Source organism: Deinococcus phoenicis (assembly GCF_000599865.1).
GTDB lineage: Bacteria > Deinococcota > Deinococci > Deinococcales > Deinococcaceae > Deinococcus > Deinococcus phoenicis.
Genome location: NZ_JHAC01000043.1, coordinates 1 through 22526, shown reverse-complemented (window position 1 = coordinate 22526; position 22526 = coordinate 1). Strand labels below are relative to the sequence as shown.

Here is a 22526-nt window from a genome sequence, read left to right as displayed (position 1 = left end):
CACCACAAACTGCTTCCGCCGTCCCATACACCCATTTTAGACCTGCCCTCACCTGTGGTCATCCACTAGTGCAGCGCGACTGGCGTCGGGCGCGTCCGTTCATGACGGCTGCGCGGCAGAGTGGGGGGGAGCCGTTGGAGGTGCTTTCGCCAGTCCGGCCGTCCCCACGCTATGCTCCAGGTCATGTCCCCGGTTCTCCCGCCGTTCCCTTCCCTGGGTGACCACCTTCAAGACGTAACCGAAGCCCTCGCCGCCGCACGGACCCAGGCCGATGTCTTCGGGATCGTTTTGCGGCCTGCCCTGGAGGCCCTCGGTGCTCTGGCGGGCGCGGTGCTGCTGGTCGGCGGGACGGGCGAGACGCTGAGCCTCGCCGCCACCCAGGGCCACCCGGACGGCGCGCCGCCCTTCTGGCAGGCTGGCCCGCTGGACCGCCGGTTTCCCGCCGGGGACGCCCTGGCCCGGCACGAGGCGCTGTTTTTTGAGCATGCCGGGGCTATGACGCAGGCATACCCGGAGCTGAGCAGCAGGAGCGGCGGCACCCCGCCCGTTGCCAGTGCGGTGCTGCCCATGTTCCTGGACGGGGCACCGCTGGGGGTGCTCGTGCTGGACTTCCGCGAACCGCACGAGTTCACGGTGGACGAGCGGCGCTTCCTGCGGATTCTGACCGCGCAGTGCGCCGTGGCGCTGGGGCGGGCGCAGCTGCTCGGCACGCTCTCGGCGGAACTCCGGCAGCGCCGCCACACCGAGGAGAACCTGCGCGTCAGTGAGGCCCGCTTCCGGCGGCTGGTCGAGTCCAGCCCGGTCAGCATCGCGGCGGGCGACCTCACGGGCACCCTGTTCCTGGTAAACGGCACGTACCTGAAGCTGCTGGGCTATACCCGCGCCGAGTTCGAGGCGGGCCTGATCGACTGGGCGGCCCTGACCCCCCCCGAGTACCGCGAGGCCGACGAGCGTGCCTTCGCGCAGGCCTTCGAGCACGGCGCGTCGGACCGCTACGAGAAGGAGATGCTGACCCGGACCGGGGAGCGGGTGCCGCTGACCGTGCTCCTGCTGCGCTACGAGGAGCATGGGCAGCAGTACGTGGTGGGCTACTTGCAGGACCTGCGCCCCTTCCGCGCCGCCGAGCGCGTGCTGCGCGAACACGGGGCCGAGCTGGCACGGCAGGTGGAGGCCCGCACCGCCAAACTGGAGGAACGCACCGCCGCCCTGGACGCCTTTGTGGCCTTTACCGAGGCGATCGGCAGCGAAACCGACGTCCTGGCCCTGGCGCGGCAGGCGACGCAGGTGGTGCGCGCCAACCTCGACCACGTGAGCGCGGCCTCCTACGAACTGGAGGAGGGCCGCTGGAAGGCCCGGGTCTGGTCCGAGGACGTTCTGCCGGATGTGGCCGCGCAGATGCAGGTGGGCGTCCCGCAGGACGCGCCGAACTATGCGGAGGCGGTGCAGTCCAGGGCCGCGGTGTTCGTGGACGGCTGGGATGCCGAGGCCAACCATCTGCCCAGCGCGGCCGTCTACGGCGCGGCGGCCTTTATTCCCATCTTTGTGGGGGGAGAGGTGCGCCGCATCTTCGCGGTGGGCACCCGTGACGCCCGGGCCTGGACCGAGCGCGAAAAAGCGGTGGTGCGCGCGGTGGGCCGCAGCCTGGGCCTGGCGCTGGAACGCACCGAGGCGGCGCGGCGGCTCAAGGAGCAGAACGCGGAACTCGCGGCGCGGACCCGGGCGCTGGAGGGCTTCGCGGCCCTGACGCGTGACCTCAGCCTGCACAGCGACCCGACCCTGCTCGTCCGGCTCGCGCAGGAAGTCGTGCTGCCCCTGCTCCCCGAGGGCTACGCGGCCTACTACGAGCCGGACGGCGGGCGCTGGCGGCTGCGCAGCCAGGTCGGGGACCGGCAGGACGCGGACTTCCAGACCCTGGTGGAAGGCGGCCTGCCGCTGGACAGCACCCACAGCCTCCTGACCCCCTGGACGACCCGCCAGGCGTACTACCTGGACGAGTACGACCAGCACGCCGACGGGCTGGAGGCGTACCGGGAACGGCGCGGGGGGCTGGCGGCGCTGCCGGTTCTGGTGAACGGGCAGCCTCACGGGGTGTTCGGCGTGGCGCTGAGGCAGCGCCAGCCCTGGGGCGCGGCGGAGCGGGCGGTGCTGGAAACGGTGGTGCACAGTCTGGGTCTGGCCCTGGAACGGGCCGAGGCCGCGCGGAAACTGCAAGCGCAGAACGCCGAACTCGAGGCGCGGAGCCGGGCGCTGGAGAGCTTTTCGGACCTGCTGGGCGACCTCACCCTTCAGAGCGAGCCGAACAAGCTGATCGGGCGCGCCCTGGACCGGGTGATGACCCTGCTTCCGGAGGGCTACGGCGCCTTCTGGGAGCTGCGGGGAGAGCGCTGGTACGCCACGGCCCAGGCGCGCGACGTGGGCAGCGCGGCCCTTCAGGCCACCATCGACGCGGGCCTGCCCGCCGGACAGACGCCCACGCTGGACATTCCCTACCGGACCCGCGCGCCCTACTTTCAGGACGTGTACGCCCAGGGCGCCGACACCGCCCCCGAGGTGGTGAGCCACGTGAACGCGGTCGCCACGCTGCCCGTTCTGGTGCGCGGAGAGGTGCTGGGCATCTTCAACGTGCCGCTGTTTCACCAGCGGCGCTGGAGTGCGGAGGACCGGGCGGTGCTGGAAACCACCGTCCGTAGCCTGGGCCTGGCGCTGGAGCGTGCCGAGGGCGTCGCGGACCTGGCCCGGCGCACCGAGGAACTCGCGCGCAGCAACGCCGAGCTGGAGCAGTTCGCCTACATCGCCTCGCATGACCTCCAGGCCCCCATCCGGGCCGTGACCAGCTTCGCGGGCATGATCGAGCGCAAGTACGGCGGGCAGCTCGACGAGCGCGGGCGGCTGTATCTGCGGCAGATCGTGGACAGCGGCGAGCATATGAAGCGGCTGGTGGACGACCTGCTGGCCTTTTCCCGGGTGCATACCCAGCAACGCGACCTGCGGCCCACCGACAGCGGCGCCGTCTTCGATCACGTGGTGCGCCGCTTGCAGCCGGACATCGAAGCGCTGGGGGCCGTCGTCACCCGCACGGCGCTGCCCAGCGTCCTGGCCGACCCCCAGCAACTCGATCAGCTGCTCCAGAACCTGATCTCGAACGCGCTGAAATACCGCCGGGAGGGGGTGCCCCCGCGCGTCCAGGTGACGGCGGAGCGGGACGGAGAGTGGCAGCGCTTCGCCGTGACGGACAACGGCATCGGCATCGAGCCGGAATACTTCGAGCGGATCTTCGTGATCTTCCAGCGGCTGCACGGCCGGGAAGCCTACGAGGGCACCGGCATCGGTCTGGCCGTCTGCAAGAAGATCGTGGAGCGGCACGGCGGCCAGCTGTGGCTGGAGAGCACGCCGGGCCAGGGCAGCACCTTTTTCTTTACCCTGCCCGCCGAATGAAGCGGGCCGGGGCCTGCGGCATGGGCAATGGCATCATGCGGTCCGATGACCACTCCGGGCCAGAACAGAGACGACAGGGACAGCACACACCGCGCGCCGGGTGACCGCGCGGCCCCCGCCCCAGCCGCCCCGCAAAAAGCAGCGCAGGAGGAATGGTCGGGGCCGCAGGTGGGGCGCGCGCTGATCGCGGAGGCGTTCGGGACGTTTCTGCTGACCTTCGCGGGTCTCGGGGCGCTGGTGCTGGCGCGCCTGGGCCTGCTGCCCGAGGTCGCAGCGGCGGCCCTCACACCCGGCCTGGTGGTCCTGACGATGATCTATGCGCTGGGCGACGTATCGGGTGCCCACATCAACCCGGTGGTGACGCTGGCCTTTGCGCTGCGCGGGGCGTTCCCCTGGCGACTGGTGCTGCTGTACTGGGGCGCTCAGTTCGCGGCGGCGGTCGTGGCGGGCCTGCTGATCCTGTCCTTCGCGCACATCCCGCAGCCGACCGAGCGCCTGCCCGCTGCCGGAGCGACCCTGCTGGACGCCGCCTGCACCGCCGTGCTGCTGGTGGTGATCCTGGGAGCTGCCCACCAGAACGCGAAGCTGAAACCGGCAGCGGGCCTGGCCGTGGGGGCGGCCGTCACGCTCGACCACTTCCTGACGAGCAGCGTCTCGGGCGTGGCGATGAATCCGGCCAAGGTTTTCGGGCCGGCGCTGGTGTCGGGCCGGCTGGCGGACGCCTGGCCGCACCTGCTGGGGCCGGTCGCGGGGAGCCTCGCCGCGCTGCTCCTGACCTGGGCCATCCGTGGCCCTCTGAACCGGGAAGAACAGGAGGCCGCCAGTGGGAACCACGGCCAGGGATGACGCGCGAACGGGGTCAGCGCCGGCTGGTCCGTCTCAGAAGTCCTCGACCTCCCCGGCGACGTCGTCGTCCTGCACGGCGACGTAGCGGCGGGTGGTGTCCACGCTGGCGTGCCCCAGGAAGAGGCCCACCCGGGTAAAGTCCTTCGTGGCGCGGTAGAGCCGGGTACCGGAGTGCTTTCTGGCCGCGTGGAAGCCGCGCCAGGTGTCCCCGTGTCCCGCCGCCCGGAAGGCTTTCCGCATCCGGTAGGTGGCCTGCGCGTAGGTCCAGCCAAACAGCGACCCATCCGGGCGAACGGGGGGGAGGCCGCCGAGGGCGGCCCGGACGCGTTTGCCCAGCGGCACCCGCCGGACCTTCCCGCCTTTCCCGTGAACCGTCACCCGCGTGCCCTGAAGGTCCACGGCTTTGACCTGGAGGGCCTCACTGATCCGCAGACCCGCGTGGGCGCACAGGAGCAGCAGCGCGGCGAGTCTCGGTTCGCAGTGTTCCAGCACGTCGTCGATCTCCGCCATGTAGGGCGGGTTCTTGACGATGCCGGGGGTGGGGTCGGGCGGGACATGGGCATCCTCGAACGGCTGGACCTCTGTGGCGCCTGCCCAGCGCAGGGCGCGGTAGAGCGCGCGGGTCCCCGCCACGTACTGGGCGACCGTGGCGGCCGACAGCGTGCCGGTCTTTCCCCGGCCCTGGGAAGGCCGGGTCTGGAGCTGCGCCACATAACGCCCACCATCGCGCCGACCCGGGCGCAGAAGTTGGACCCCATGCCGATGCGCCCAGGGGACGAAATCACGGACGGCGAGGGCGTAAGCCTCCAGCGTTTTCCGGCTCGTCCTCGCCCCCTTGCGGCTGGCGCCGGTCATATACGCCAGCGTGATCTGCACCAGGGCCTCCACGTCATAGGTGGCGGCGGCCTCCACCGCCCGGACGCGCAGGGCCTGGTCGGTGAGGTTGACCAGGGACAGCGTGTCCTGCGAGCGGACGAGCGTCATCTGGTGTCTCCCTGCAAGCGCCGGACGGGCATCAGGTGTTCCCGCTTCCCAGGCCGGACGGCGGAGGGCACGGGCAAAGATGGCCCCCAGCGAAGAACACCTCGCCGCTCACGCCGTCCCGGATCACCCGGCCCTCTCCACAGTCCCTCCGAACCCGCGCCACCCTGTTCATCACTCCTGTCGGTGGCCCCCACCGCAAGCGGTGGTGCCTGGACCGATGATACTGCCCGTCTCCGGCCATCTTCATCAGCCGGGCCTTCAAGTTGCGGGATGGGCTTTGCTTGCCGCTTCCGGCCATTCGGGTTGTCCCCTGAGGAGCCAGAGCTTCGACTCACGCTGTCTTCCAATAGTAGACGGAGCGGGAGGCAGCTCCAGGGGGGGAACCCCTGATGGAGAAGCAACCTGCTCCCTGGTCCTTTTTCACACTAATTGACGTTAGTACCAAAAGTGTACGGACAGCTCTCGGCGTGGATAGCCGCTCAACTGCTGGAGCTAGGCGCTGTTCCACGCCTGCGCCGGTCGCAGAGCTTCTGGCCATGACCCGGGGTACGGCTCAGTTGAACATGCGGCTCAAGGCGGCGGTGTATTTTGCCAGCTCGTGCGGGGGCGCAAAGACCTCCGCCGCTTTGAGCCGCGCTTCCAGCACCTCAGGGTCATGGGGGTCGACCCGCAAATACTGGTTGGCGATCAACACCACCCGCCGGAAGTCTCCCCCGGCCTGATACTGCGCCATCTGCTTGCGGAGTTCGAGCGTCAGGGACAGCAAGGTTTCGTCACGCAGCTGCTGCGCCCACTCGCTGTCTTCCAGCTCGGGCAGGAAGGGGCCACGGTAAAGGGCGAGCGCGCGGGCCACCTCGCCCCGCTCCAGGGCTTCGCGGAAATGCTGAAGGTCCAGATCTACGTGTACCTCCCGCCCCAGGGCGTACCAGGGAGCCTGGTGCGGCCCCTCGAAGCGGACGATCTCAGGTCCCAGCCGGTCGCGCAGTTCCTTGAGACACTGGCGCATGTACGCCGCCCCGCTTTTGGCGTCCTTTTCGGGAAACAGTTCGAGCTGCATTTCTGCCCGCGTCCTTCCCGGCTTGAGGGCGATGTAGACCAGGATGGGCAGGGTGCCCGCGTAGGTGAACTTCACCTCCTGACCGTCCTGGCGAACCGCCGCCCACCCCAGGGTCGTGACCTGTACGGAGATCGCCCCATCCTCGGGAAGCCGGGGCGCCCCGGCCAGATGGGCGAGATTGTCCAGCAGCGGTTCCATGTACGGAGCGGTCTCCGGCTCCAGCACCGCGTAGTGTAGCAGTTCGTTCAGTTCCTCCAGGTCCGGGCGGAACTCCGTCAGTTGGCGCAGCCGCAACATGTGCGTCAGGGCTTCCTTGAGCGCCGAAATCACGGTGGCCTCCTCTCTGAGCGGAAGCGCCGCTGCAGCCAGGTGGAGCTGCGCCCGCACCAGTTCCGGGACATTGCCCGCGTCCCGGAACATCTGGGCGGCCTTTCCCAGATCCACGGCTGCGCCCAGCAGGTCACCCCGGCGCCGGGCCAGCACGCCGCTGGTGGCCCACAGTTCGGCGGGCCATTCGGCGGGGACACGCTCGAAGCCCAGCAGGGTATAGAGGGCCTGACTGTGCTGGCCAATCAGGCTCTGGTGTTCCGCGAGGCGCGAGATGGACCAGACCCGCAGGTTATGGTCCTGCAACCCCTCGGCGTGCAGGCGCAAATCTTCGAGAAGAGACAGGTAGCCGGCGTAGTCCCCGCTGAGGCGCAGCAGTTCGGCTTCACTGGTCATCAGCAGTGCCCGTAACCGCAGGGAATCTGCCTGAGCAAGTGTTGATTTGGCGTCTGCCAATATCTCGCGGGCCTTCCCGAATTCACCGTGCGCGATCTGGAGTTCCAGCAGGGCCTTGAGGGCGCCAAGACGTGGGGCGGGATCAGGCAGGGAAGGCAGGATCTCGACCGCCTCGGAGAGCAGCAGCCGGGCACGCCGGTGGTTCCCCAGCCAGATGTACATCTGCGCCAGGGAGACGGTGACGCGGCCCGTCCATTCCTCATTGCCCAGGGCAATGTAGCCGTGCCAGGCGCGTTCCACCCGCTTGAGGCCCTCCTGCGTCTGCCCGGCCTGAAATTCTGCGACACCCCACCAGCGCAGGCAGCGCAGTTGTAACTCACCAGTCAGATCGGGCGCAAGAGCCTGCAGATGCGTGATGGCTTCCTCGAAGCGCCCCAGGAGCCGGAGCGCGTTGCCAAGCTCCACCTGACCCTCTGCGTCGCCCAGCAGACTGGCTCTGGTCAGCGAGAGTTCGGCTTCTTCCAGCCGCCCGGTGTACAGGAGGGACAGCCCCAGCAGCGTGTGTTCGCGCGCTGTCCTGGCTTTTCCTTCCAACAGCGTGACCAACGCCGTGAACTGCCCCGCCTCGAATTGGCCCTCTAGATCGTCCACAACGTGCCTCCCGGTTGCTTTACGTCTGCCCACCTAATGTTAACGGCATGAAAAGCAAAACAGGACGCAAAGTCGGCCTCATGCTGATGGTCATGCTCACGGGCACCCTTACGGTGGCGCAAGCCGGCGGGGCGAAGGACTTCGGGCAACGTGTGGTGACTCAGCCCGACAGCCAGATGCAGCCTCAGGGTGGAGCGAAGGACTTCGGGCAGATATGACGCGGCCTCACCTCCCCCGGCCCAAAGATAAGCCGGTCCCTCCAGTCCAGCCCATCCAGCTGCCCTCGCGCCCACCGCTGCCCGTCATTCCTGGCGGTGCTGTGGATTTCGGCCAGCGCTGAAGCACAGAACAGGTTCAAGGAAGGCGGCCCAACCGCAGGTCGGCCGCCTTCCTTTTGGTCCTTCCGCGCCGTGATTCAGGGGGGACAGGCAACGCATAGGACACCACAGCACCACACCTTCCCGGTCCGGAAAAGGTCCTACAAAGCGGAGACCGGTGAATTCGCCCGGAAGCTGCCTTTCCCTGACGCCTCCCTGATGGCCTGATCCCCGTCTGACGCCAGCATGACCGAACGCTTCACGTGGGGGTGACCCTCCGGGGCGCGGCACCTCGCAGACTGGGGACATGAAAAAACATGTCGGGCTGCTTGTGCTGGGCGCGCTGCTGGTGGGCTGCGGTTCACCCTCGGCCCCCGGACCGTCTACCTCCACCATCAGCGGCAACGTCCTGTTGCCCAGCGGCGCGGCAACGTCGGCAGATAGCCCGGGGCTGGAGGCGCAGGCGCTGCCTTCGCTGGACAGCGCGGACCTCGGTGCCCTATGGCAACAGCCGCATGTGCGCGGGGAGGTGCTGGTGGAGGCCGGACCTGGGGCCAGTCTGGGGTCGCAGGCGCTGAGTGTCCTCTCCGGCGTGCAGCTTCAGGCCGTGCCGGGAACGGACCTCCAGCTGGCCGCCACACCCGCAGGCGAGCAGGACGAGGCCTTTGCCCGGCGGCTGGCAGAGGCCGGGGTGCGGGTTCAGCCCAACTTCATCTATCAGGCGCTCTCCACGCCCAACGATCCGGGCTTTCCGGGGGGAAACCGCCCCGGGGTCAAGGTCGGCGGCGTGGCCTACGACCAGGATTACCTGCTGCGCATTGGCGCGCCGGAGGGCTGGGACCGGCTGGAGGCGCTCGGCAAGTCCGTTTCGGGCGCTCTGACGGCGGTCCTCGATACCGGGGTGGACCGCAGTCATCCCGAGCTGGCCGGCCGGCTGCGGCCCGGCTTCGACTTCTGCTCCCGGCTGGTGGGAGAAACCTGCCAGGGCACCGACGATGATCCCAGCGAGGTCACGGCGGGGGACGTGGGGCACGGCACCAGTTCGGCGGGCCTGATCGCGGCCAACACCAACAATGGGACCGGCCTCGCCAGCCTGACCTGGCGCGGCACCGTGATTCCCGTCAAGGTGTTCGGCGTGGCCGGCTCCAGCTCCAGCGCCACCAGCGCCAGCCTGGTGGCGGGCCTGCGCTATGCCGTCAGCGAGAAGGCCAGGGTCGTCAACATGAGCCTGGGCTTCGCGGGCCAGAACGGGCGGCCGGCACAGGCAGACCCCGCCCTCGCCAGCGCCATCCGCGACGCGGCCAATGCCGACATCGTGCTGGTGGCGGCGGCGGGCAACACGCCGAACGCCGGTCTGTACTATCCCGCCAGCGACCCGAACGTGCTGGCGGTGGGGGCCGTGTCCAGGGACGACAACGTGCTGTCCTGCTTCAGCGCGCGCCCCCTGCCGGGGCAGAAGGGCCTGGACCTGGTGGCTCCGGGCGGGCAGGCGGGCACCGGCACCTCGAACTGCTACGTGAGCAGCCCCTACGACATTCTCACGCTCGCGCCGGTCGCCAACGGCAGCTACACGCTGCGGGCCGGGACGAGCGAGGCCGCCCCACAGGTGAGCGGCACGGCGGCCCTGCTGCGCGCCGCCTTCCCGGACCTCAGTGCCGGCCAGATCCGGCAGGCACTAAAGGAGGGTGCGAAGACTACCGGAGCCGGGGCCATGCTGAATGTCCTGGGGGCGGTCAACCGGGCGGCCAGCATGACCGGCACGACGCCCCCGCCCACGGGGAACGCCTACACCCTGAACGTGCAGGCGCGGCTCGGGGGCCAGCAGGTGGCGGCCAAGACCTTCACGGGCACCCTGGCCAGCGGACAGCGGTCCGTCCCCTACAGCCTGAATGGCCTCCCGGCAGGAACGTACGAGTTGCAGGCCACCCTCAAGGTGTCGGGCCAGACCTACAGCGGCAGCGCACAGGCGACGGTCCCTTCCGGCAGCGACGTCAGGAAGGACATCCAGACGCAGCGCTGACACCGGAGAACCGCGCAGGAGGGGAACCGAAGGTAATCAACGGTTCCCCTCCTGCCTGCGGCGCTCAGTTCAGGCGCAGGACGCCCGCCCAGCCGCGCGCCGCCACGAGCCGCCGCGCCCGGCGGGTGGCCTCGCGGTACGCCGCTGTCAGGCCCGACTCGTTCCGCAGGGCGAGCAAGGTATTGAGCTTCGCCTCCGGCACGTGCTCCAGCCCGGTGGCGGTCTGGGGGTCGCGTGCAGCCTCCCCGCTGAAGAGGCGGGCGAGGCCCTCGGCCAGCCAGCGGGGGAGGGCGCGCGGCTGGGCGGCGTGAAAGGCCTCGTGGCGCACGGTGAAGCGGAGCCTGTTCGCGGCGGCGAGCGCGCCGAGCCGTTGCGTATGAATGACGCCGTTCCGGGTGGTCGCGGCGACAAACCACGGCTCACCCGTGCGGCGGGCAAAGTCGTCGGCACTGCTCGCGGCCTCCAGACGCACCCCCGGCAGGGTCAGGCCCAGGTCCCGCAGGTCGCGCCCGGCTTCCCGCCATGCCCCGTACAGGGCGGACAGGTGGGCGCGGTCGCGCGGGTCGCTCAGGGTCACGCCGAGCGGCCCTGCCCGCGCCGGGAGAGCGGCGGCAACACCCAGCAGCAGCGCGAGCAGGACCGCCGGGCCGCGCACCGCTACTGCCCCCGGTCCCGCACCGTGAGGGTCGCGGCGGGCGCGTAGCCCTGCACGTCCGGGTCGTACATCAGGAAGGCGTGGGTGGGCAGGGCCGTGAAGGTGCCGGGGGTGCGGGCGCGCAGCACGTAGGTCATCTTCTGCGTGCCGCTGAGGAAGTCGGCGTAGAGGTCCACCCGGTCGTCGAGCAGGTCGCGCCCCGCGTACCAGAAATTCCAGGCCGACCAGTCGTCCTCCTGCGCGCCGTTCTCCAGACCGCTGATGGCGAGGGAACGGTCGTCGAGGGCCTGCATCCCCGCCGGGATGGGGTCACTGACCAGGACGTAGCGCGCGCCGTTGTGCTGGGGCCGGACCGTCAGCGTGACCAGAAGCAGGTCACCGACCGTGACGGGCTGGAGCTGCCCGCCCTTCAGCAGCGGCGTGCGCCGGAAGGTGTAGCGCTGCCTGGCCGCGTCCCACACGGGGTCGAGCTTCTGGTAGGTGCGGGCCAGCGTGAAGCCGCGTGAGGCGTCGCCCGGCAGGGTGCGGGGTTCGCGGGCGAAGGTCAGTTCGGCCGCGAAGGACGCGCCGCGTGCACCGTCCACACGCAACGTGTTCTCGCCGCGCGTGAGGCCGGCCAGTTCCGCCCCCGTGAGGTCGAGTCCGGCGGTTCCGGCGACCTGCCCGACCGGCTGGCCGTTGAGGTGGACCCGGCTGGAGGCGGCGCGGTTCTGGCCCGGCTTCTGCTTAAGCGCGAGGGCGACGGTCACGACGCTGGTGGTGTCCTGGGTGCTGAGCCAGCGCGGTCCCCGGCGGTTGGCGAGCAGCCACTGGCTCGCGCGCGGGATGAGGGGACTTTCGGGGTCGAGCCGCGCGAGGGCTTCGAGGGCGGCGGCGGTCGTCTGGATGCCGTTGTCCTCCCAGTACCACAGCCAGTCGCCGTGCCTCGGGGCGTCCCAGCGGACCAGGGCACCGTTCTGCACGCCCACCCGCCGCGCCTTGAGCCGGTCGAGCAGGTCGCGCGCCGCCTGGGCCTGCCCGGTCCGCTCCAGGGCCAGCGCCAGGTGTGCCAGCGCATAGGGCGCGAGGTCCGTGCGGCGGGCGAAGGCGGCGAGTGGGGCGGGGTCGGCGCGGCCTGCCTCCGCCAGGGCGCGGTAAGCTGTGGCACGCGCGCCCTGCGGTTCCTTCCCGTCCTTCACGTGGCGCGCGAGGTACACCAGGGCGCGGTCGAGGACGCGGTTGTCCACCTTCACCCCGAGCTGCCGGGCACGCAGCAGGCCGCGCGTGACGTAGGCGGTCATCTCCAGGGTGCTGGCGTCGTACTGCCAGAAGCCCCAGCCACCGTCGTCGTGCTGGAAGTTGGAGAGGCGTGCGAGGCCCAGGTCGGTGATCTTGGGGAGATCGCGGCGCACCCCGGCGGGGATGGCCCCGGGTCCCAGCGCCTCGCGGGCGAGCAGGGCGGGCAGGAAGCGGCTCATGGTCTGCTCGGTGCAGCCGTAGGGGTACCCCACCAGGTACTCCAGGGCGGGCGCAACGGCGTCGAGCAGGGACGGCGTCACGAAGACGCGCAGCCGGGCGGTGGTCAGGTTGGCGTCGGCGGGAACGCGCAGCGGAACGCTCTGGCCCGCCGCCCCGACCGCCGTGAGGGCCGCGTCATAGCCGCGCGCCTTGATGGGCAGGGGAAGCCGGAGGCTGTCGCTCGCACCCGGCGTGCGCGCACCGAAGGTCACGCGGGCGGTCCCGGCGGTGTCGGCCCGCACCGCGAAGTCCTGCCGGACACGCCCGCCCGCCGGCACGCTGATCGGTGCACCGGGCTGCCCGAACACGGTTCCGCCGAGGGGCGTCAGCCCCTGCACCTGCGCCGTGGCGAAGCCTCCCACGCTGCGCGGCAACGTGTTGTTCACCACGCCCGCGAGCGTGGCCGTGTCGCCACGGACCAGGAAGGGCGGCACGCTCAGGCGGGCCACCACGTCCTTCGTCGTCAGGGTGGTGGCGGTGGTCTGGCCGAAGCGCGCCGAGACGGTCTGGGCACGCGCGGTCGTCACCCAGGTCGTGAGGTTGTCGGGAAAACGCACGCTGAGTTCGGCGCGGCCCTGGTCGTCGGTCACGAGGTTCGGCACCCACAGGATGGTGTCGCGGAAATCCTCACGCGGCGCGTCCGTCTGTGCGGCGTCCCCGGTCTTGCCCTGGCCGAAGGCGGCCTCGCTCCGCGCGGCGGTGGGGGCGGGCAGGCGGCCCGTCTCGAAGTAGAAGTTCACGCTGGAATCCGTGCCCACCACGTTCTCGCGCGGCGCGTGGAAGACGCTCAGCAGCGGCGTGCTGGTGTCGGGGCGAACCAGATAGATGGCCTGGTCCACCACGCCGAGGGTCAGCTCGGCGGGCACGCCGCGTCCCGCCGCGTCGCGCACCTGCACCGCGAGGTGGCCCGTCTGACCGGGGCGGTACTTCGCCTGGCCGGGCGTGACCTCTACCTTCAGTTCCGCGTCCCTGACGGGCACGCGCACGCGCGCCTGACTGCTGTAGAAGTTGCCGTCCCCCAGGGCTGCCGCCGCCACGAACACGTCCCCGCCCATGTCGGGCGTCACCCGGAACGTGTACGTGAGGGCCGCGCCGCGTCCGCGCAGCACCGCCGAGCGCCGCAACCGGTCGCCCTCCAGCGTCACCAGCACGGGCGAGCCGGGACGCGGATTGCCGATCAACACGGTCGCGGTGTCGCCCGGCGCGTAGGAACGCTGGTCGGGCCGCAGCGTGAGGTCACGGTAATTCCAGCCCCAGTCCTCCCCGGGCTTCAGCACCCATGCGAAGTTCTCGAAGGTGGAGACGCGCCCGCGCTCGTCGCGCACGGTGGCGCGCAGCAGGTAGCCGCCGCCGCGCCGGGCCGTGAGGGTGGCGGCGCCCTCGCCCCGAGCATTCGTGCGGGTGGTGGTCCGCGCCACCCGCGTCTCGCGCAGGGTGTACTCTCCCCGGATCTTTACCCATTCCTGCCGCACCAGATCGAGCGTGACCGGGTCCGCCTGCCCGGCCCCCGCCAGATTCCGGGTGTCCAGGGTGACCTGAATCGGCTTTCCGGCGTCGTACACGTAGGCGTCGGTGCGGGCCTCGACGTTCACGCTGGCGGGAAAGGCCAGGACACGCGCGAAGCCGCTCACGGGCCGGCGCGACTCGTCCTCGACCTCGGCCTCGATGCGGTAACTCAGCGGGCGGCCCTGCGCGTCCCGCTCCAGCGGCAGGGTGAGGTCGAGGTCGCCCCGCGCGTTCAGGCGGGTTTCCTCGCGCACCACCAGGTCCGAGCCGTACTCCTGGCCCTCGGGGTCGGGGGGCAGGTCCTGCTCGGTGTCGAAGCCGGGCGGGTAATAGGGCGCGCGGGTGACATTGTAGGTGACGCGTGCGCCCCCCACGTTCCCGCCGAACAGGTAGCGGGCGCTGACCCGCACGCTGAGCTTGTCGCCCTGCACGGCCCGCGCCTTGCCAGGCGTGACCGTCACGGCATACTCGGGCTTCTGGTACGCCTCCACCGCGAAGGTGCCGCCCACGTCAGAGGTCTGTTCCCCCGCGCCGGACGCCCGCACCTCGAAGCGGTACTCCCCGAGCTTCGCCCCCGCCGGCAGAACGAGATCGGCACTGAAGGAGCCGTAGCCGTTGGTGGTCAGGGTCTTCTGGAAGACGCTCTCGTCGAAGGGCGAGAAGACCGTGACGCGCACGCTCTGCTTCGCCAGGGGCCGCAGGGTCTGCCCGCTGCGGAGGACCCCCTTGAAGGCCACCCGCTGGCCGGGGCGGTACACCGGGCGGTCGGTGTATACGAAGCCCCGGACCTTCGGCGCGGCGTAGCTGTTCCAGTTCGCCCCCGACACCGCCCACTGGTTGCCGAAGCGGGCCAGGAAGAACTCGCCGTCCCGCGCCGGGGCCGTGAACTTCGCCACGCCGTCCGGGCTGGCGAGCGCGTTCGAGCCGCCCGCCGGCCCCAGCCGCCAGACCCGCGCCGCGCGGGTGACGCCGCTGCCCCGGTCGGCGGCATACAGCAGCGCCGCATTCCGGTCACGCTTCACCACCAGCCCGAGGTCGCTGACCAGGATCAGCGTGCCTGCACGGCCTGCGCGCAGCACGTACAGCCCGGCGGAAAGTGGCCCCACGTTCACATCGCCGTAATTCTGGCCGCCCGTCCGGAGTGTCCGCACCAGGGTGGTCGGCGTACCAGGGGGCAGGTGGGGCTGGTGCGGGTCGGGCGTACCCCCGAAGACCGCCAGCGGGTCGGTCACGCGCTCCAGCCGCAGCGCCGTGCGGGGCGGGGCATTCACGCCGACGCGCACGGCCTGGCCGGGGCGAAAGACACCCCCGTACAGGCTGACGGGGGGCTGGGCGGGCGCGAGGCCCACGGTGAGCAGGGCGGCGAGGAGACCAGCGCGGGCAAGGGGTCCCTTCATGCATCCTCCAGAGATGTGCCCCCAGCGTAGCGCAGCCGTACCCTGCCCGGCGAGACCGGGGCTACCGCAGAATCTGCCAGCGGTACACGCCCAGAAAGTTCGGGTTGCCCGGCGTGGGGTGAAAGGCCGGGTCAGGGTGGCGCATCAGGGTGGCGAGGGTGACCAGGCGCACCTCGCCGCCCTCGCCGGGACCCGCACCGGTGTGGTACACGGCACGCCCGCCGCCCAGGTACACCATGCTGTGATAGGCCCCCAGCGTGGGCCGCAGGAAGAACAGCAGGTCGCCGCGCTGCGCCCGCGCCGGGTCACGCGTCACGAACGCCGCCGAGAAGTTGGCGAGGAAGCGGGCGGAGGTGCGGCCTACCAGCTTTCCGGCGTCCACGTCGCCTGCGCGGTAGGGACCGGGCGCGACCCGGAACACCGAGCGCGACACCAGCGGCGCGGGGTACGAAAAGCCCCGCACCTCGGGCAGGCGGGGGCGCGGCAGAAAGCGGAACTTGGCCCACCACGCCGCGTCATGCTTCGCCAGGGCGTTCACGAAGGCGTAGCGCAGCAGGCCCGCGCAGTCCTGATCTGCTGCCTTCCAGTCGGGAGCCAGCCCGTAATACTGGCTTTCTGCCACGGCCGCGAACCAGTCCGCGAAAGCGGCGCGGTCCAGCCCCACGAGTTCCAGCGCGTCCGGGTACCCGTCGCGGTCGGTGTCGGCGGCGCTCGCCGCGAGGGCACCCCCGGCCAGCAGTGCGGCCAGCACGAGGGCACGGGCGGCGAACATGCCCCCAGTATGCGCCGGAGGATGAACCCTCCCCTACTCGCCGCGTCCCGGCGGCTCTGCCGGACCTTCGATAGGGCGGCGATGGCCCACGACCGGTGCCGTGGATGTGACTTCCGGGAGTTCAACAGGTCTGGCTAACCTCACTAAACATGTGAAACCGGTAAACCTTCCTTCATCGCATTCATGCAGGGGCAACAGCTTAGGCGGGAAGAGATTCACAGCTTTCTCCTGCGCCACGGTTGAGCTGGACCCGAGAATCCGGGGGTCAGGGCAGTTGATGGGAACAGTTCAAGATCACCGATGAAAAGGAGGCCGGCTCATGACGGCGACCAACAGAAACGGCAGCAAGCGGCGGGGCTTCGCGGCGATGGACCCGGTCCGGCAGCGCGAGATCGCCAGCCAGGGGGGACAGGCAGCGCACCGCAGCGGCAACGCCCACCAGTTCACCTCGGAAGAAGCGCGGGCGGCGGGCCGCAAGGGTGGGCAAGCCGCTCACAAGGGAAGCGCACGGAGAACCGGCGAGGGCTGAGGCCCAGGGGGTCCGCTTGACTTTCCCCGCACCTTATCCAGCCGCGTGGAGCGGGCCGGAGAACGGCCCTCCACGCCGCTTCTGTCGTCAGGCGACGCACTTCAAGTTCTGAAGTCGCCCGGGATGCCGCCGCTCAGGAGGAACAGAGGGCGCCTCCTGAGCGGCGGCATCCTGCTCCCGGCGGTCCGCACGTGGGCGGGTTGGTGCTTTGTGCGAAACGCGGCTGTTCGGCCTCGCCTACACGGCCCGCGCCCGCAGCACCCTCCTGACGACGGGCGTCTTCGACGTGCTGTCAGGCACCCTCTGCCGGCCGGATGAGGCCATGACCCCTGGGGAACTTTAGCGAACTGGAAACAAACCTGCGGCGGTGGGCCACGACACTCGCAGGCAGGAGGACGGCATGGTGAAACTCAAACCCCTGGCGGAACAGGTGATGGTCCTGACGGGCGCGTCCAGCGGTATCGGTCTGACGACTGCGCGGATGGCCGCGAAACAGGGCGTGCGGCTGGTGCTGGCCGCGCGCAGCGGGAACGCCCTGCGGCAACTGACGCAGGAAATCGTGGACGGCGGGGGCCAGGCCGTTTTCGCGGTGGCAGACGTGAGCCGCGAGGAGGACGTGGAGCGCGTCGCGGAGCTGGCGCGGGCGACCTACGGCGGCTTCGACACCTGGGTGAACAACGCGGGCGTCGGCCTGTACGGCGAGCTGATGGAGTTCTCGGTGGAGGACATGCGCCGCCTGTTCGACATCAATTTCTGGGGGCTGGTGTACGGCTCGCGCGCGGCCGTGCGGGACCTGCGGGAGCGGGGCGGGGCGCTGATCAATATGGGCAGCGTGACTTCCGAGCAGACCATTCCGCTGCAAAGCCTGTATTCCGCCTCGAAAGAGGTAGACATTCCTGGGCTTCATCCCCTTCACCCCCTCTTCACCCACCCGCCTACCCCCCTCTCCTCTCCCCTAGCCTGAGCGCACGCGGAAGCGGGGGACGCCCAGAGTGCGGACGCGAAGAGGCCCACCGGGGGAAGGTGGGCCTCTCTATTATTGGGGTGTTTCCTTATCCATCTTGAAAAGAAGGTGCCCCTCCACAAGTTCAACAGGGCGTGGTCCCGGCTCAAGCGATAAGAGTTTGCCGAGCTTGTAAGTACTCACATTGCCACTCTTTCCTCTCACCGCCTTTGCCCCTACTTCTGCGGGATCACAGGCCCTTATAGCCACAACTCGTTCCTTCTTATTAAACAGGATCACAACATAGGCTGGATGCCGCAGGCGGTCTTGCGCGTTAGCGTTGATGTGAAGCGTGTTGCCTTCTTTACCCAAGGTAACGGCTGCGGGTTTTCTAATCCATGAGTTTCTTGCTGGACGTTCAAAGAGGACAAAACTGGACATGTCAATACTCATGATTAGCCTCCACCTCCATCATGGTCAGACCACTTGTCCGGGCCTGCTGCACCATGTCTGCCGTGCCTTTGCCCCCCGGCAGCGCGAGGCACCCGCCGCGTACCCCATCACAGGCATAGCGGGCCATCTCCGCATTTCTGAGCGGCCCGGCCTTCTTGCCCCACCGCTCCCACTCAGCGGGGACTCCCCTATGCGGGATGCCGTTTTCCAGCGCCCACGCTTTCCCCATCGTGTCCGCCCCACTGGCCCCGCCTGTCACGACCTCGTCCGGCCAGCCGTACACCTCAATCCAGCGGGCAATGGCGGTGTGGAAGAGTTCGTAGTCAGAGAAGTGGCGGCCCCCGCAAACGATAAGCCTCACTGCTGCGCCTCCAATGCCTGAATAGTGTCTCTGAGGCGCTGGGCCACATCAGCGGGCGTACGGTCCCGGCGTCCCGGCCACCGCCCCTCTAGTACGTCTAAATTGAATTGGCAGATACGGGCCTGCCGCTTCCGTTCGCTTTTGCTGGTGCGGGAGAGCGTGGCGTAATACCCCGCTGTGGCTGCCTGCATGTCGGCCAGTTGCGCGATGACGCTCAGCCAGTAGGCGTCATTCCGTGCCCGCTCCGCCTCCACGGCCACTTGTAGCTCTTCGGGGCTGATGAGGTCAGGGGTCAGGTTCATGGTCGGGCTTCCCGATCAGGCTTCCAGGTGAAGACCTCGCCCAGAGCGAAAGTTTTACCCGTCACGTCAACCAGAGCGTGCATCACCTGTTCGACGGTGCGGGCGTCTGGCATCCCGTTCTCACCGTTCACCACCTTGTAGAGCGTGGGTTGACTGATGGCTTTATCGCCGTATCGGGTCTGAATCGCGCGGAGCAGGACGGCGGTTTTCACACCGTTTCCCTCCAGCACGGTTTTCAGGTGGCTCTGAATCACTGTGGTCATCATGCGGTCTGTCGTACCCCCTTGCATAGTTTTATATCTAGAGTATAATTCTACTGTAGATATAAAACAAGGCGCGAAAGAGGCGGCCCTCCCGCAAGAAGTGACCGCCCGACGCCCCAACAGGAGGACGCATGAACACCCTAGCACCCACCCCCATCACCCGCACCTACGCCACCGTCACCTACGACGGCTGGGGCGACAGCCTGAGCGCCACCGTCCGCACCGAGGCCACCATCACCCTGCACGGCCACCGGGACGGGGAGGGCAGGGGCACCGTGACCAGCGCGACCGTGAACGGGCAGGCGGTCGCGCCCGAGCTGGCCGTGCGCCTCCTGAACCGGGCGGAACGGGTCGGCACCGTGACCCTGCTGGGCGAGTGCGTGGAACCTGTCATGCCCACGGACGGCCCCGCCATCGGCAACCGGGCGGCGTGGACGCTGCACCGTGAGTTGGGACGACTGGGGCACCGGAACCACTACGCAGTCGCTGGGGAGGCGCTGGGGCGGGACGTGGGCAGCCTCGCGGCGCTGACGGGGGTGGAGGCGGTCACGGTGCGGAGCTACGCCTACGGGCAGTTCGGGATGGTCGGCTGACGCACACGCTGGGGCGGGGAAGCTCGCCCCCTCTCAACATTTGAGGAGGCACCATGAATGAACTGACCGCAGAGCAGATTCGGGAGCTGCTGGAAGGTGCGACACCGGGAGTCTGGGAAGTTGAGCCTGACACCGATATATGGTGGTTGATAACGCGCCGGGGCCGACCCGCCACCCTGAGTCTCGCGGAGGGCATTGACCGTGCGGATGCCCATCTGATGGCTGCGTCTCCTACCCTCGCCCACACCGCCCTCTCTGCCCTGGCCCGCGCTGAGGCGGCAGAACGGCGCTCAGCCCTGCTGGAATACGACAACGACGGACACCAGCAGTATCTGGCCGCACTGCTGAGCGACCTCCCCGAAGGCAACGCGCGGGACAGGCTGGCGCGTTTGCTGGCTGCCTGGGGGCAGGAGCCGGGCCAGTCGGCGTATGTCCCGCGCGGGGAGTTGGACGCGGCGCTGGAGCGGGAGCGGGGGCTGAGGGAGGAACTGGCGTGGTACGGCGAGCAGGCCCGGTTGTGCCGCCTGATCCATAGCGAGGGGGATGCTGGCCGACACGCCCTGGCCGCCGATGGAGGCCAGCGTGCCCGCATCGCTCTCGCCCCTGCCCAGGCCGGGGAGACGGACGCAGCGGGGAGGGGGGAGACGTGACCCTCGTCCATGTCCCCCTGCTGCGCTCTGGTGCCGTGCTGAGCGGTGATGCACGTCACCGCTTCGCCCAGGCCCGTGCCGTGCAGATACTCAATGCCGATGCCGTCATCCTGCGTGCCCGGCGGGTGGCCCTACGCGGCCTGCCCGAGGTGGCGACCCTCCCCTGCGGCTGCCACCACGACCGCCTCTGCCCCGAGGCCGCCAATCTGTACCAGGGTCTCGCGCATTCGGGCGGCCAGCAGTGGAAACCCTACGCCGCCGACTTTGTTGAGCATCGCCGGGCACTCGCCCCACGTGCGATATCTATTCGTCCTCGCCTGACCGCCGAGGGGCTATGGCACGCGGCGCAGGCACTCACCCCCCAGGAGGCCCCCGCCCATGCCGACCGATAACCCTGCTCCCGCCCCCGCTGCTGCCCCCTGCCCCACCTGCCAGCGCCCCATCGACGACCCCCAGACCTGCCAGGACTGCGGGAAGGTCACCTGCACCGACTGCGCCGAATACAGCGAGGACGGGGAGCAGGTGTGGTGCGCGGCCTGCGGAGAGATTGCCCTGCTCAGCAGTGCCGCGCACCACCTGTCGCTGCTGCGGGAGTTTGTGGAGGCGTCGGCACAGCTTGACCGGGTGGAAGCGGCGACACGGCGCGGTGCGTTCAGATACGACGACCTGAAAGAGGCCATCGCGCGGCGCTATCTGGCCTCTCAGGCGCTGGAAGCGCTGAATCTCGCCGATCTCACCGCCCTGATTGACGCTCTGAACCCGGAGGTGTCCGATGAGTAGCCCCGCTGCTGCTGAGATGTACAAACGCCTGCGCCGCCTCGCCCTGCGCCGGTCTCAGACCGGCAGCGTCTCCTGCCTGATCTGTGGCGGCAACGACTGGGAGGATGGCGCGCTGCGGCACTGCGGGGAGTGCCCTGTGGCCCTCGCCCAGCCTGCGCCCCCGGCATCGGCTGAGGCGGATGGACTGCGGGCCGGGGTGGAGCGGCTGGTGCAGGAGTGGCGGCAGACGAGTAACCGCTACCAGGACCAATATGGCATCGGCCTCAGTGCCGCCGCTGCTGACCTCACCGCCCTCCTCCGCCAGTCCCCCGCGCCCGCGCAGGCTGAGGCGGGAGTGGATAGCGTGAGTGTGCCGATAGCGCAACTCCGTGCTACTGGCTGGCGCACGATGCGCGAATGGCATGAAGAGGCTGCTGGATACGGCCTGGCGGAGATGTTCTTTACCTTCAACGGGATTGACCCCAACGCCTACGCGCCGCCTGAGGCAGAACTCAGAGAGAAGGCAGCCCTCTGGGACGCACTGATCGGCTGCGCCCGAGTCCGCCCGCTCGGCTGGGCCGGTATGGACCGGGAAGGTCAGCCCACGGACCTCCCCAGTGGACCTGCCAACGGTTACGCCCACCTCGGTCTGGAACTCTGGAGCATCTATCCCGGCATCAAGCCAGAGGACAGCAAGACGGGCCGCGACCTCCTGACAGGGTTCGCGCGGATTGCCCAGGCCCAGGCGGGCGGGGAGGGGCAGTGACCGGCGCAGCAGCCCTCCGCCTGCTGGCCGCATGGGTTAAGGCGCAGGCCGACTATGCCGCCCTCACGGCGGGCAACGCTCCCGACGATGAGAGGGGCGAAGCGGCCCTGCGGTTTCTGGAGGTGGACGCCCAGCTGCGGGCGCTCAACAGCAAGGACGTGACGCGCTGGGCAACAGAACAAGCGCAGGCGGAGATGGAGGCAGGGGCACCCTCCCGCCGTCCCTCCGAGCCTGCCACCCATTACCCGCATTGCCGGGAGGGGCTGCGGCTCCAGGCCCAGGCGGGCGGGGAGGGCTGCTGATGACACGAGCAGGAGGCCGGGTCCCGACCCAGGAGCAGGTTGAGGAGTTCAACCGCCGGGTGGCCGAACTGGGGGCCTATGCCGACGAGATCGGTATTTTCGTGGACCTGTTCGCTACAGTCCGCACAACCCCGACGGCTGCGTACATCGCGCACCACCTGAATCACTACGAGCTGCGCGTTGAACGCGGCGTCCTGAACTACGTCCAGCGGGTCGTGCGCTCCGGCAAGATGCCGGCGGGGAGCAACTGATGACCGCCCCCACCCTCCCCGAAACCCTTGAGCGCCTGCACGAGCTGGTGCCCGACCGCGTCACGAATGTTGGTTACACCACCGCCCGCGTCATGGTGCACGACCGTCTTATCTACCTGGACCTTGAAGACCCGGCGCAGTTCGGGCCGTGGCTTGAATACGCCCTGCGCGAGGAATGCGCCGCTCGTGGCCTGCGAATGAGTTACCACCAGACGCCGCTGGTGGGGGGCGGATACGGCTGGCTGGTCGGCCTAGGTGACCCCCTGGAAGCGCCACATCTCGGAGCTGCCGATACCCCCGCCGAAGCCCTGGGGCTGGCGTTGCTGAAGGCGCTGACGGCGCAAGTTGACCGATAGTCCCAAACGCGAGAAGCCCCGCACCCGGCCCCGGAAGGCAAGGTGCGGGGCTTTCCCGTGCCGCTAGACCACCCCGCCCGGCCAGCGCACCCGCAGCACGCCACGCGGCCCCCCTGCCCGCTCGATGGTCCAGCCGGA

At 69.5% G+C, this 22526-nt stretch carries 24 protein-coding genes; 15 read left to right on the top strand and 9 right to left on the bottom strand.

Features of this window, described 5'->3' with window-relative positions:
• The first annotated feature begins 183 nt into the window (after positions 1 to 183).
• Entirely contained in the window at positions 184 to 3435 is a 3252-nt protein-coding gene (locus tag DEIPH_RS20215; RefSeq protein WP_235183249.1) for a GAF domain-containing protein, read from the top strand.
• Positions 3436 to 3480: 45 nt separating this feature from the next.
• Positions 3481 to 4281: an MIP/aquaporin family protein gene (locus tag DEIPH_RS13285; RefSeq protein WP_081790921.1), complete on the top strand. Its 801-nt coding sequence runs from the start codon at positions 3481 to 3483 to the stop codon at positions 4279 to 4281.
• A 33-nt stretch (positions 4282 to 4314) separates the two neighbouring features.
• Here DEIPH_RS13285 and DEIPH_RS13280 read toward each other — a convergent pair whose 3' ends face one another.
• Both DEIPH_RS13280 and DEIPH_RS13275 read right to left on the bottom strand, forming a co-directional pair.
• Complete coding sequence (locus DEIPH_RS13280; RefSeq protein WP_034358923.1) at positions 4315 to 5265, bottom strand: tyrosine-type recombinase/integrase; 951 nt, start codon at positions 5263 to 5265, stop codon at positions 4315 to 4317.
• Positions 5266 to 5818: 553 nt separating this feature from the next.
• A complete protein-coding gene (locus DEIPH_RS13275) occupies positions 5819 to 7696 on the bottom strand; it encodes an SARP family transcriptional regulator (RefSeq protein ID WP_034358921.1) in 1878 nt (625 codons plus the stop codon).
• Positions 7697 to 7743: 47 nt separating this feature from the next.
• On the opposite strand from DEIPH_RS13275, the gene DEIPH_RS20210 reads away from it, so the two are divergent.
• Complete coding sequence (locus DEIPH_RS20210; protein WP_161636069.1) at positions 7744 to 7914, top strand: hypothetical protein; 171 nt, start codon at positions 7744 to 7746, stop codon at positions 7912 to 7914.
• A gap of 406 nt (positions 7915 to 8320) precedes the next feature.
• Positions 8321 to 10033 (top strand): S8 family peptidase, encoded by a 1713-nt coding sequence (locus tag DEIPH_RS13270; RefSeq protein WP_051517373.1) that lies wholly within the window; start codon positions 8321 to 8323, stop codon positions 10031 to 10033.
• A 64-nt stretch (positions 10034 to 10097) separates the two neighbouring features.
• On the opposite strand, the gene DEIPH_RS13265 is transcribed toward DEIPH_RS13270, so the two are convergent.
• From DEIPH_RS13265 to DEIPH_RS13255, 3 genes are all read right to left on the bottom strand, one after another.
• On the bottom strand, positions 10098 to 10688 hold the full coding sequence (locus DEIPH_RS13265) for a hypothetical protein (RefSeq protein ID WP_034358919.1): 591 nt from the start codon (positions 10686 to 10688) through the stop codon (positions 10098 to 10100).
• 2 nt (positions 10689 to 10690) lie between these two features.
• Positions 10691 to 15088 carry an alpha-2-macroglobulin family protein gene (locus DEIPH_RS13260; protein WP_034358918.1) on the bottom strand — a complete coding sequence of 1466 codons (4398 nt, stop codon included), beginning with the start codon at positions 15086 to 15088 and terminating at the stop codon, positions 10691 to 10693.
• Between the two features lie 61 nt (positions 15089 to 15149).
• Complete coding sequence (locus tag DEIPH_RS13255) at positions 15150 to 15860, bottom strand: DUF1175 family protein (protein WP_051517372.1); 711 nt, start codon at positions 15858 to 15860, stop codon at positions 15150 to 15152.
• A 319-nt stretch (positions 15861 to 16179) separates the two neighbouring features.
• Here DEIPH_RS13255 and DEIPH_RS13250 point away from each other — a divergent pair, with 319 nt between their 5' ends.
• The 3 genes from DEIPH_RS13250 (at position 16180) to DEIPH_RS13245 (ending at position 17353) form a co-directional block, all read left to right on the top strand.
• The gene (locus tag DEIPH_RS13250; protein WP_034358915.1) at positions 16180 to 16389 is read left to right on the top strand and encodes a KGG domain-containing protein; all 210 of its coding nucleotides are present in this window, start codon (positions 16180 to 16182) and stop codon (positions 16387 to 16389) included.
• Positions 16390 to 16597: 208 nt separating this feature from the next.
• Positions 16598 to 16732: a hypothetical protein gene (locus DEIPH_RS20835; protein WP_267134655.1), complete on the top strand. Its 135-nt coding sequence runs from the start codon at positions 16598 to 16600 to the stop codon at positions 16730 to 16732.
• A gap of 57 nt (positions 16733 to 16789) precedes the next feature.
• Positions 16790 to 17353, top strand: a complete 564-nt coding sequence (locus DEIPH_RS13245) for an SDR family NAD(P)-dependent oxidoreductase (protein WP_235183248.1) — start codon at positions 16790 to 16792, stop codon at positions 17351 to 17353.
• A 72-nt stretch (positions 17354 to 17425) separates the two neighbouring features.
• Here the strand turns inward: DEIPH_RS13245 and DEIPH_RS19870 are convergent, their stop codons facing one another.
• From DEIPH_RS19870 to DEIPH_RS13225, 4 genes are read right to left on the bottom strand one after another with little or no spacing between them, the layout of a single operon-like run.
• Positions 17426 to 17785, bottom strand: a complete 360-nt coding sequence (locus tag DEIPH_RS19870) for a hypothetical protein (protein WP_152544939.1) — start codon at positions 17783 to 17785, stop codon at positions 17426 to 17428.
• Positions 17775 to 18146 carry a DUF2493 domain-containing protein gene (locus DEIPH_RS13240; RefSeq protein ID WP_051517371.1) on the bottom strand — a complete coding sequence of 124 codons (372 nt, stop codon included), beginning with the start codon at positions 18144 to 18146 and terminating at the stop codon, positions 17775 to 17777. Before DEIPH_RS13240 ends, DEIPH_RS19870 begins: the two co-directional genes overlap by 11 nt.
• Positions 18143 to 18448 (bottom strand): hypothetical protein, encoded by a 306-nt coding sequence (locus DEIPH_RS13230; protein WP_034358913.1) that lies wholly within the window; start codon positions 18446 to 18448, stop codon positions 18143 to 18145. The genes DEIPH_RS13240 and DEIPH_RS13230 overlap by 4 nt, the downstream gene beginning before the upstream one ends.
• Complete coding sequence (locus DEIPH_RS13225) at positions 18445 to 18714, bottom strand: hypothetical protein (protein ID WP_034358911.1); 270 nt, start codon at positions 18712 to 18714, stop codon at positions 18445 to 18447. Before DEIPH_RS13225 ends, DEIPH_RS13230 begins: the two co-directional genes overlap by 4 nt.
• 128 nt (positions 18715 to 18842) lie before the next feature.
• On the opposite strand from DEIPH_RS13225, the gene DEIPH_RS13220 reads away from it, so the two are divergent.
• Genes DEIPH_RS13220 through DEIPH_RS13190 form a run of 8 tightly spaced genes read left to right on the top strand, consistent with a single transcriptional unit; the run spans position 18843 to position 22388 of the window.
• A complete protein-coding gene (locus DEIPH_RS13220) occupies positions 18843 to 19304 on the top strand; it encodes a hypothetical protein (RefSeq protein WP_034358908.1) in 462 nt (153 codons plus the stop codon).
• Between the two features lie 53 nt (positions 19305 to 19357).
• Entirely contained in the window at positions 19358 to 19954 is a 597-nt protein-coding gene (locus DEIPH_RS20830; protein ID WP_034358906.1) for a hypothetical protein, read from the top strand.
• The gene (locus DEIPH_RS13210) at positions 19951 to 20346 is read left to right on the top strand and encodes a hypothetical protein (RefSeq protein ID WP_034358903.1); all 396 of its coding nucleotides are present in this window, start codon (positions 19951 to 19953) and stop codon (positions 20344 to 20346) included. The genes DEIPH_RS20830 and DEIPH_RS13210 overlap by 4 nt, the downstream gene beginning before the upstream one ends.
• Positions 20333 to 20734: a hypothetical protein gene (locus tag DEIPH_RS13205; protein ID WP_034358901.1), complete on the top strand. Its 402-nt coding sequence runs from the start codon at positions 20333 to 20335 to the stop codon at positions 20732 to 20734. The genes DEIPH_RS13210 and DEIPH_RS13205 overlap by 14 nt, the downstream gene beginning before the upstream one ends.
• The gene (locus tag DEIPH_RS18850) at positions 20727 to 21479 is read left to right on the top strand and encodes a hypothetical protein (RefSeq protein ID WP_152544938.1); all 753 of its coding nucleotides are present in this window, start codon (positions 20727 to 20729) and stop codon (positions 21477 to 21479) included. Before DEIPH_RS13205 ends, DEIPH_RS18850 begins: the two co-directional genes overlap by 8 nt.
• The gene (locus DEIPH_RS13200) at positions 21476 to 21781 is read left to right on the top strand and encodes a hypothetical protein (protein ID WP_034358899.1); all 306 of its coding nucleotides are present in this window, start codon (positions 21476 to 21478) and stop codon (positions 21779 to 21781) included. Before DEIPH_RS18850 ends, DEIPH_RS13200 begins: the two co-directional genes overlap by 4 nt.
• Positions 21781 to 22032 (top strand): hypothetical protein, encoded by a 252-nt coding sequence (locus tag DEIPH_RS13195; RefSeq protein ID WP_034358897.1) that lies wholly within the window; start codon positions 21781 to 21783, stop codon positions 22030 to 22032. The genes DEIPH_RS13200 and DEIPH_RS13195 overlap by 1 nt, the downstream gene beginning before the upstream one ends.
• Positions 22032 to 22388: a hypothetical protein gene (locus DEIPH_RS13190; RefSeq protein ID WP_034358894.1), complete on the top strand. Its 357-nt coding sequence runs from the start codon at positions 22032 to 22034 to the stop codon at positions 22386 to 22388. The genes DEIPH_RS13195 and DEIPH_RS13190 overlap by 1 nt, the downstream gene beginning before the upstream one ends.
• Positions 22389 to 22526: the final 138 nt, after the last annotated feature.

What these genes read in the sequence shown, in the direction of transcription:
- DEIPH_RS20215 (WP_235183249.1), top strand. Translation starts at nt 184, where the DNA reads ATGTCCCCGGTTCTCCCGCCGTTCCCTTCCCTGGGTGACCACCTTCAA.
- DEIPH_RS13285 (WP_081790921.1), top strand. Translation starts at nt 3,481, where the DNA reads ATGACCACTCCGGGCCAGAACAGAGACGACAGGGACAGCACACACCGC.
- DEIPH_RS13280 (WP_034358923.1), bottom strand. Translation starts at nt 5,265, where the DNA reads ATGACGCTCGTCCGCTCGCAGGACACGCTGTCCCTGGTCAACCTCACC.
- DEIPH_RS20210 (WP_161636069.1), top strand. Translation starts at nt 7,744, where the DNA reads ATGAAAAGCAAAACAGGACGCAAAGTCGGCCTCATGCTGATGGTCATG.
- DEIPH_RS13270 (WP_051517373.1), top strand. Translation starts at nt 8,321, where the DNA reads ATGAAAAAACATGTCGGGCTGCTTGTGCTGGGCGCGCTGCTGGTGGGC.
- DEIPH_RS13260 (WP_034358918.1), bottom strand. Translation starts at nt 15,088, where the DNA reads ATGAAGGGACCCCTTGCCCGCGCTGGTCTCCTCGCCGCCCTGCTCACC.
- DEIPH_RS13255 (WP_051517372.1), bottom strand. Translation starts at nt 15,860, where the DNA reads ATGTTCGCCGCCCGTGCCCTCGTGCTGGCCGCACTGCTGGCCGGGGGT.
- DEIPH_RS13250 (WP_034358915.1), top strand. Translation starts at nt 16,180, where the DNA reads ATGACGGCGACCAACAGAAACGGCAGCAAGCGGCGGGGCTTCGCGGCG.
- DEIPH_RS13245 (WP_235183248.1), top strand. Translation starts at nt 16,790, where the DNA reads ATGGTGAAACTCAAACCCCTGGCGGAACAGGTGATGGTCCTGACGGGC.
- DEIPH_RS19870 (WP_152544939.1), bottom strand. Translation starts at nt 17,785, where the DNA reads ATGAGTATTGACATGTCCAGTTTTGTCCTCTTTGAACGTCCAGCAAGA.
- DEIPH_RS13230 (WP_034358913.1), bottom strand. Translation starts at nt 18,448, where the DNA reads ATGAACCTGACCCCTGACCTCATCAGCCCCGAAGAGCTACAAGTGGCC.
- DEIPH_RS13225 (WP_034358911.1), bottom strand. Translation starts at nt 18,714, where the DNA reads ATGATGACCACAGTGATTCAGAGCCACCTGAAAACCGTGCTGGAGGGA.
- DEIPH_RS13220 (WP_034358908.1), top strand. Translation starts at nt 18,843, where the DNA reads ATGAACACCCTAGCACCCACCCCCATCACCCGCACCTACGCCACCGTC.
- DEIPH_RS20830 (WP_034358906.1), top strand. Translation starts at nt 19,358, where the DNA reads ATGAATGAACTGACCGCAGAGCAGATTCGGGAGCTGCTGGAAGGTGCG.
- DEIPH_RS13205 (WP_034358901.1), top strand. Translation starts at nt 20,333, where the DNA reads ATGCCGACCGATAACCCTGCTCCCGCCCCCGCTGCTGCCCCCTGCCCC.
- DEIPH_RS18850 (WP_152544938.1), top strand. Translation starts at nt 20,727, where the DNA reads ATGAGTAGCCCCGCTGCTGCTGAGATGTACAAACGCCTGCGCCGCCTC.
- DEIPH_RS13195 (WP_034358897.1), top strand. Translation starts at nt 21,781, where the DNA reads ATGACACGAGCAGGAGGCCGGGTCCCGACCCAGGAGCAGGTTGAGGAG.
- DEIPH_RS13190 (WP_034358894.1), top strand. Translation starts at nt 22,032, where the DNA reads ATGACCGCCCCCACCCTCCCCGAAACCCTTGAGCGCCTGCACGAGCTG.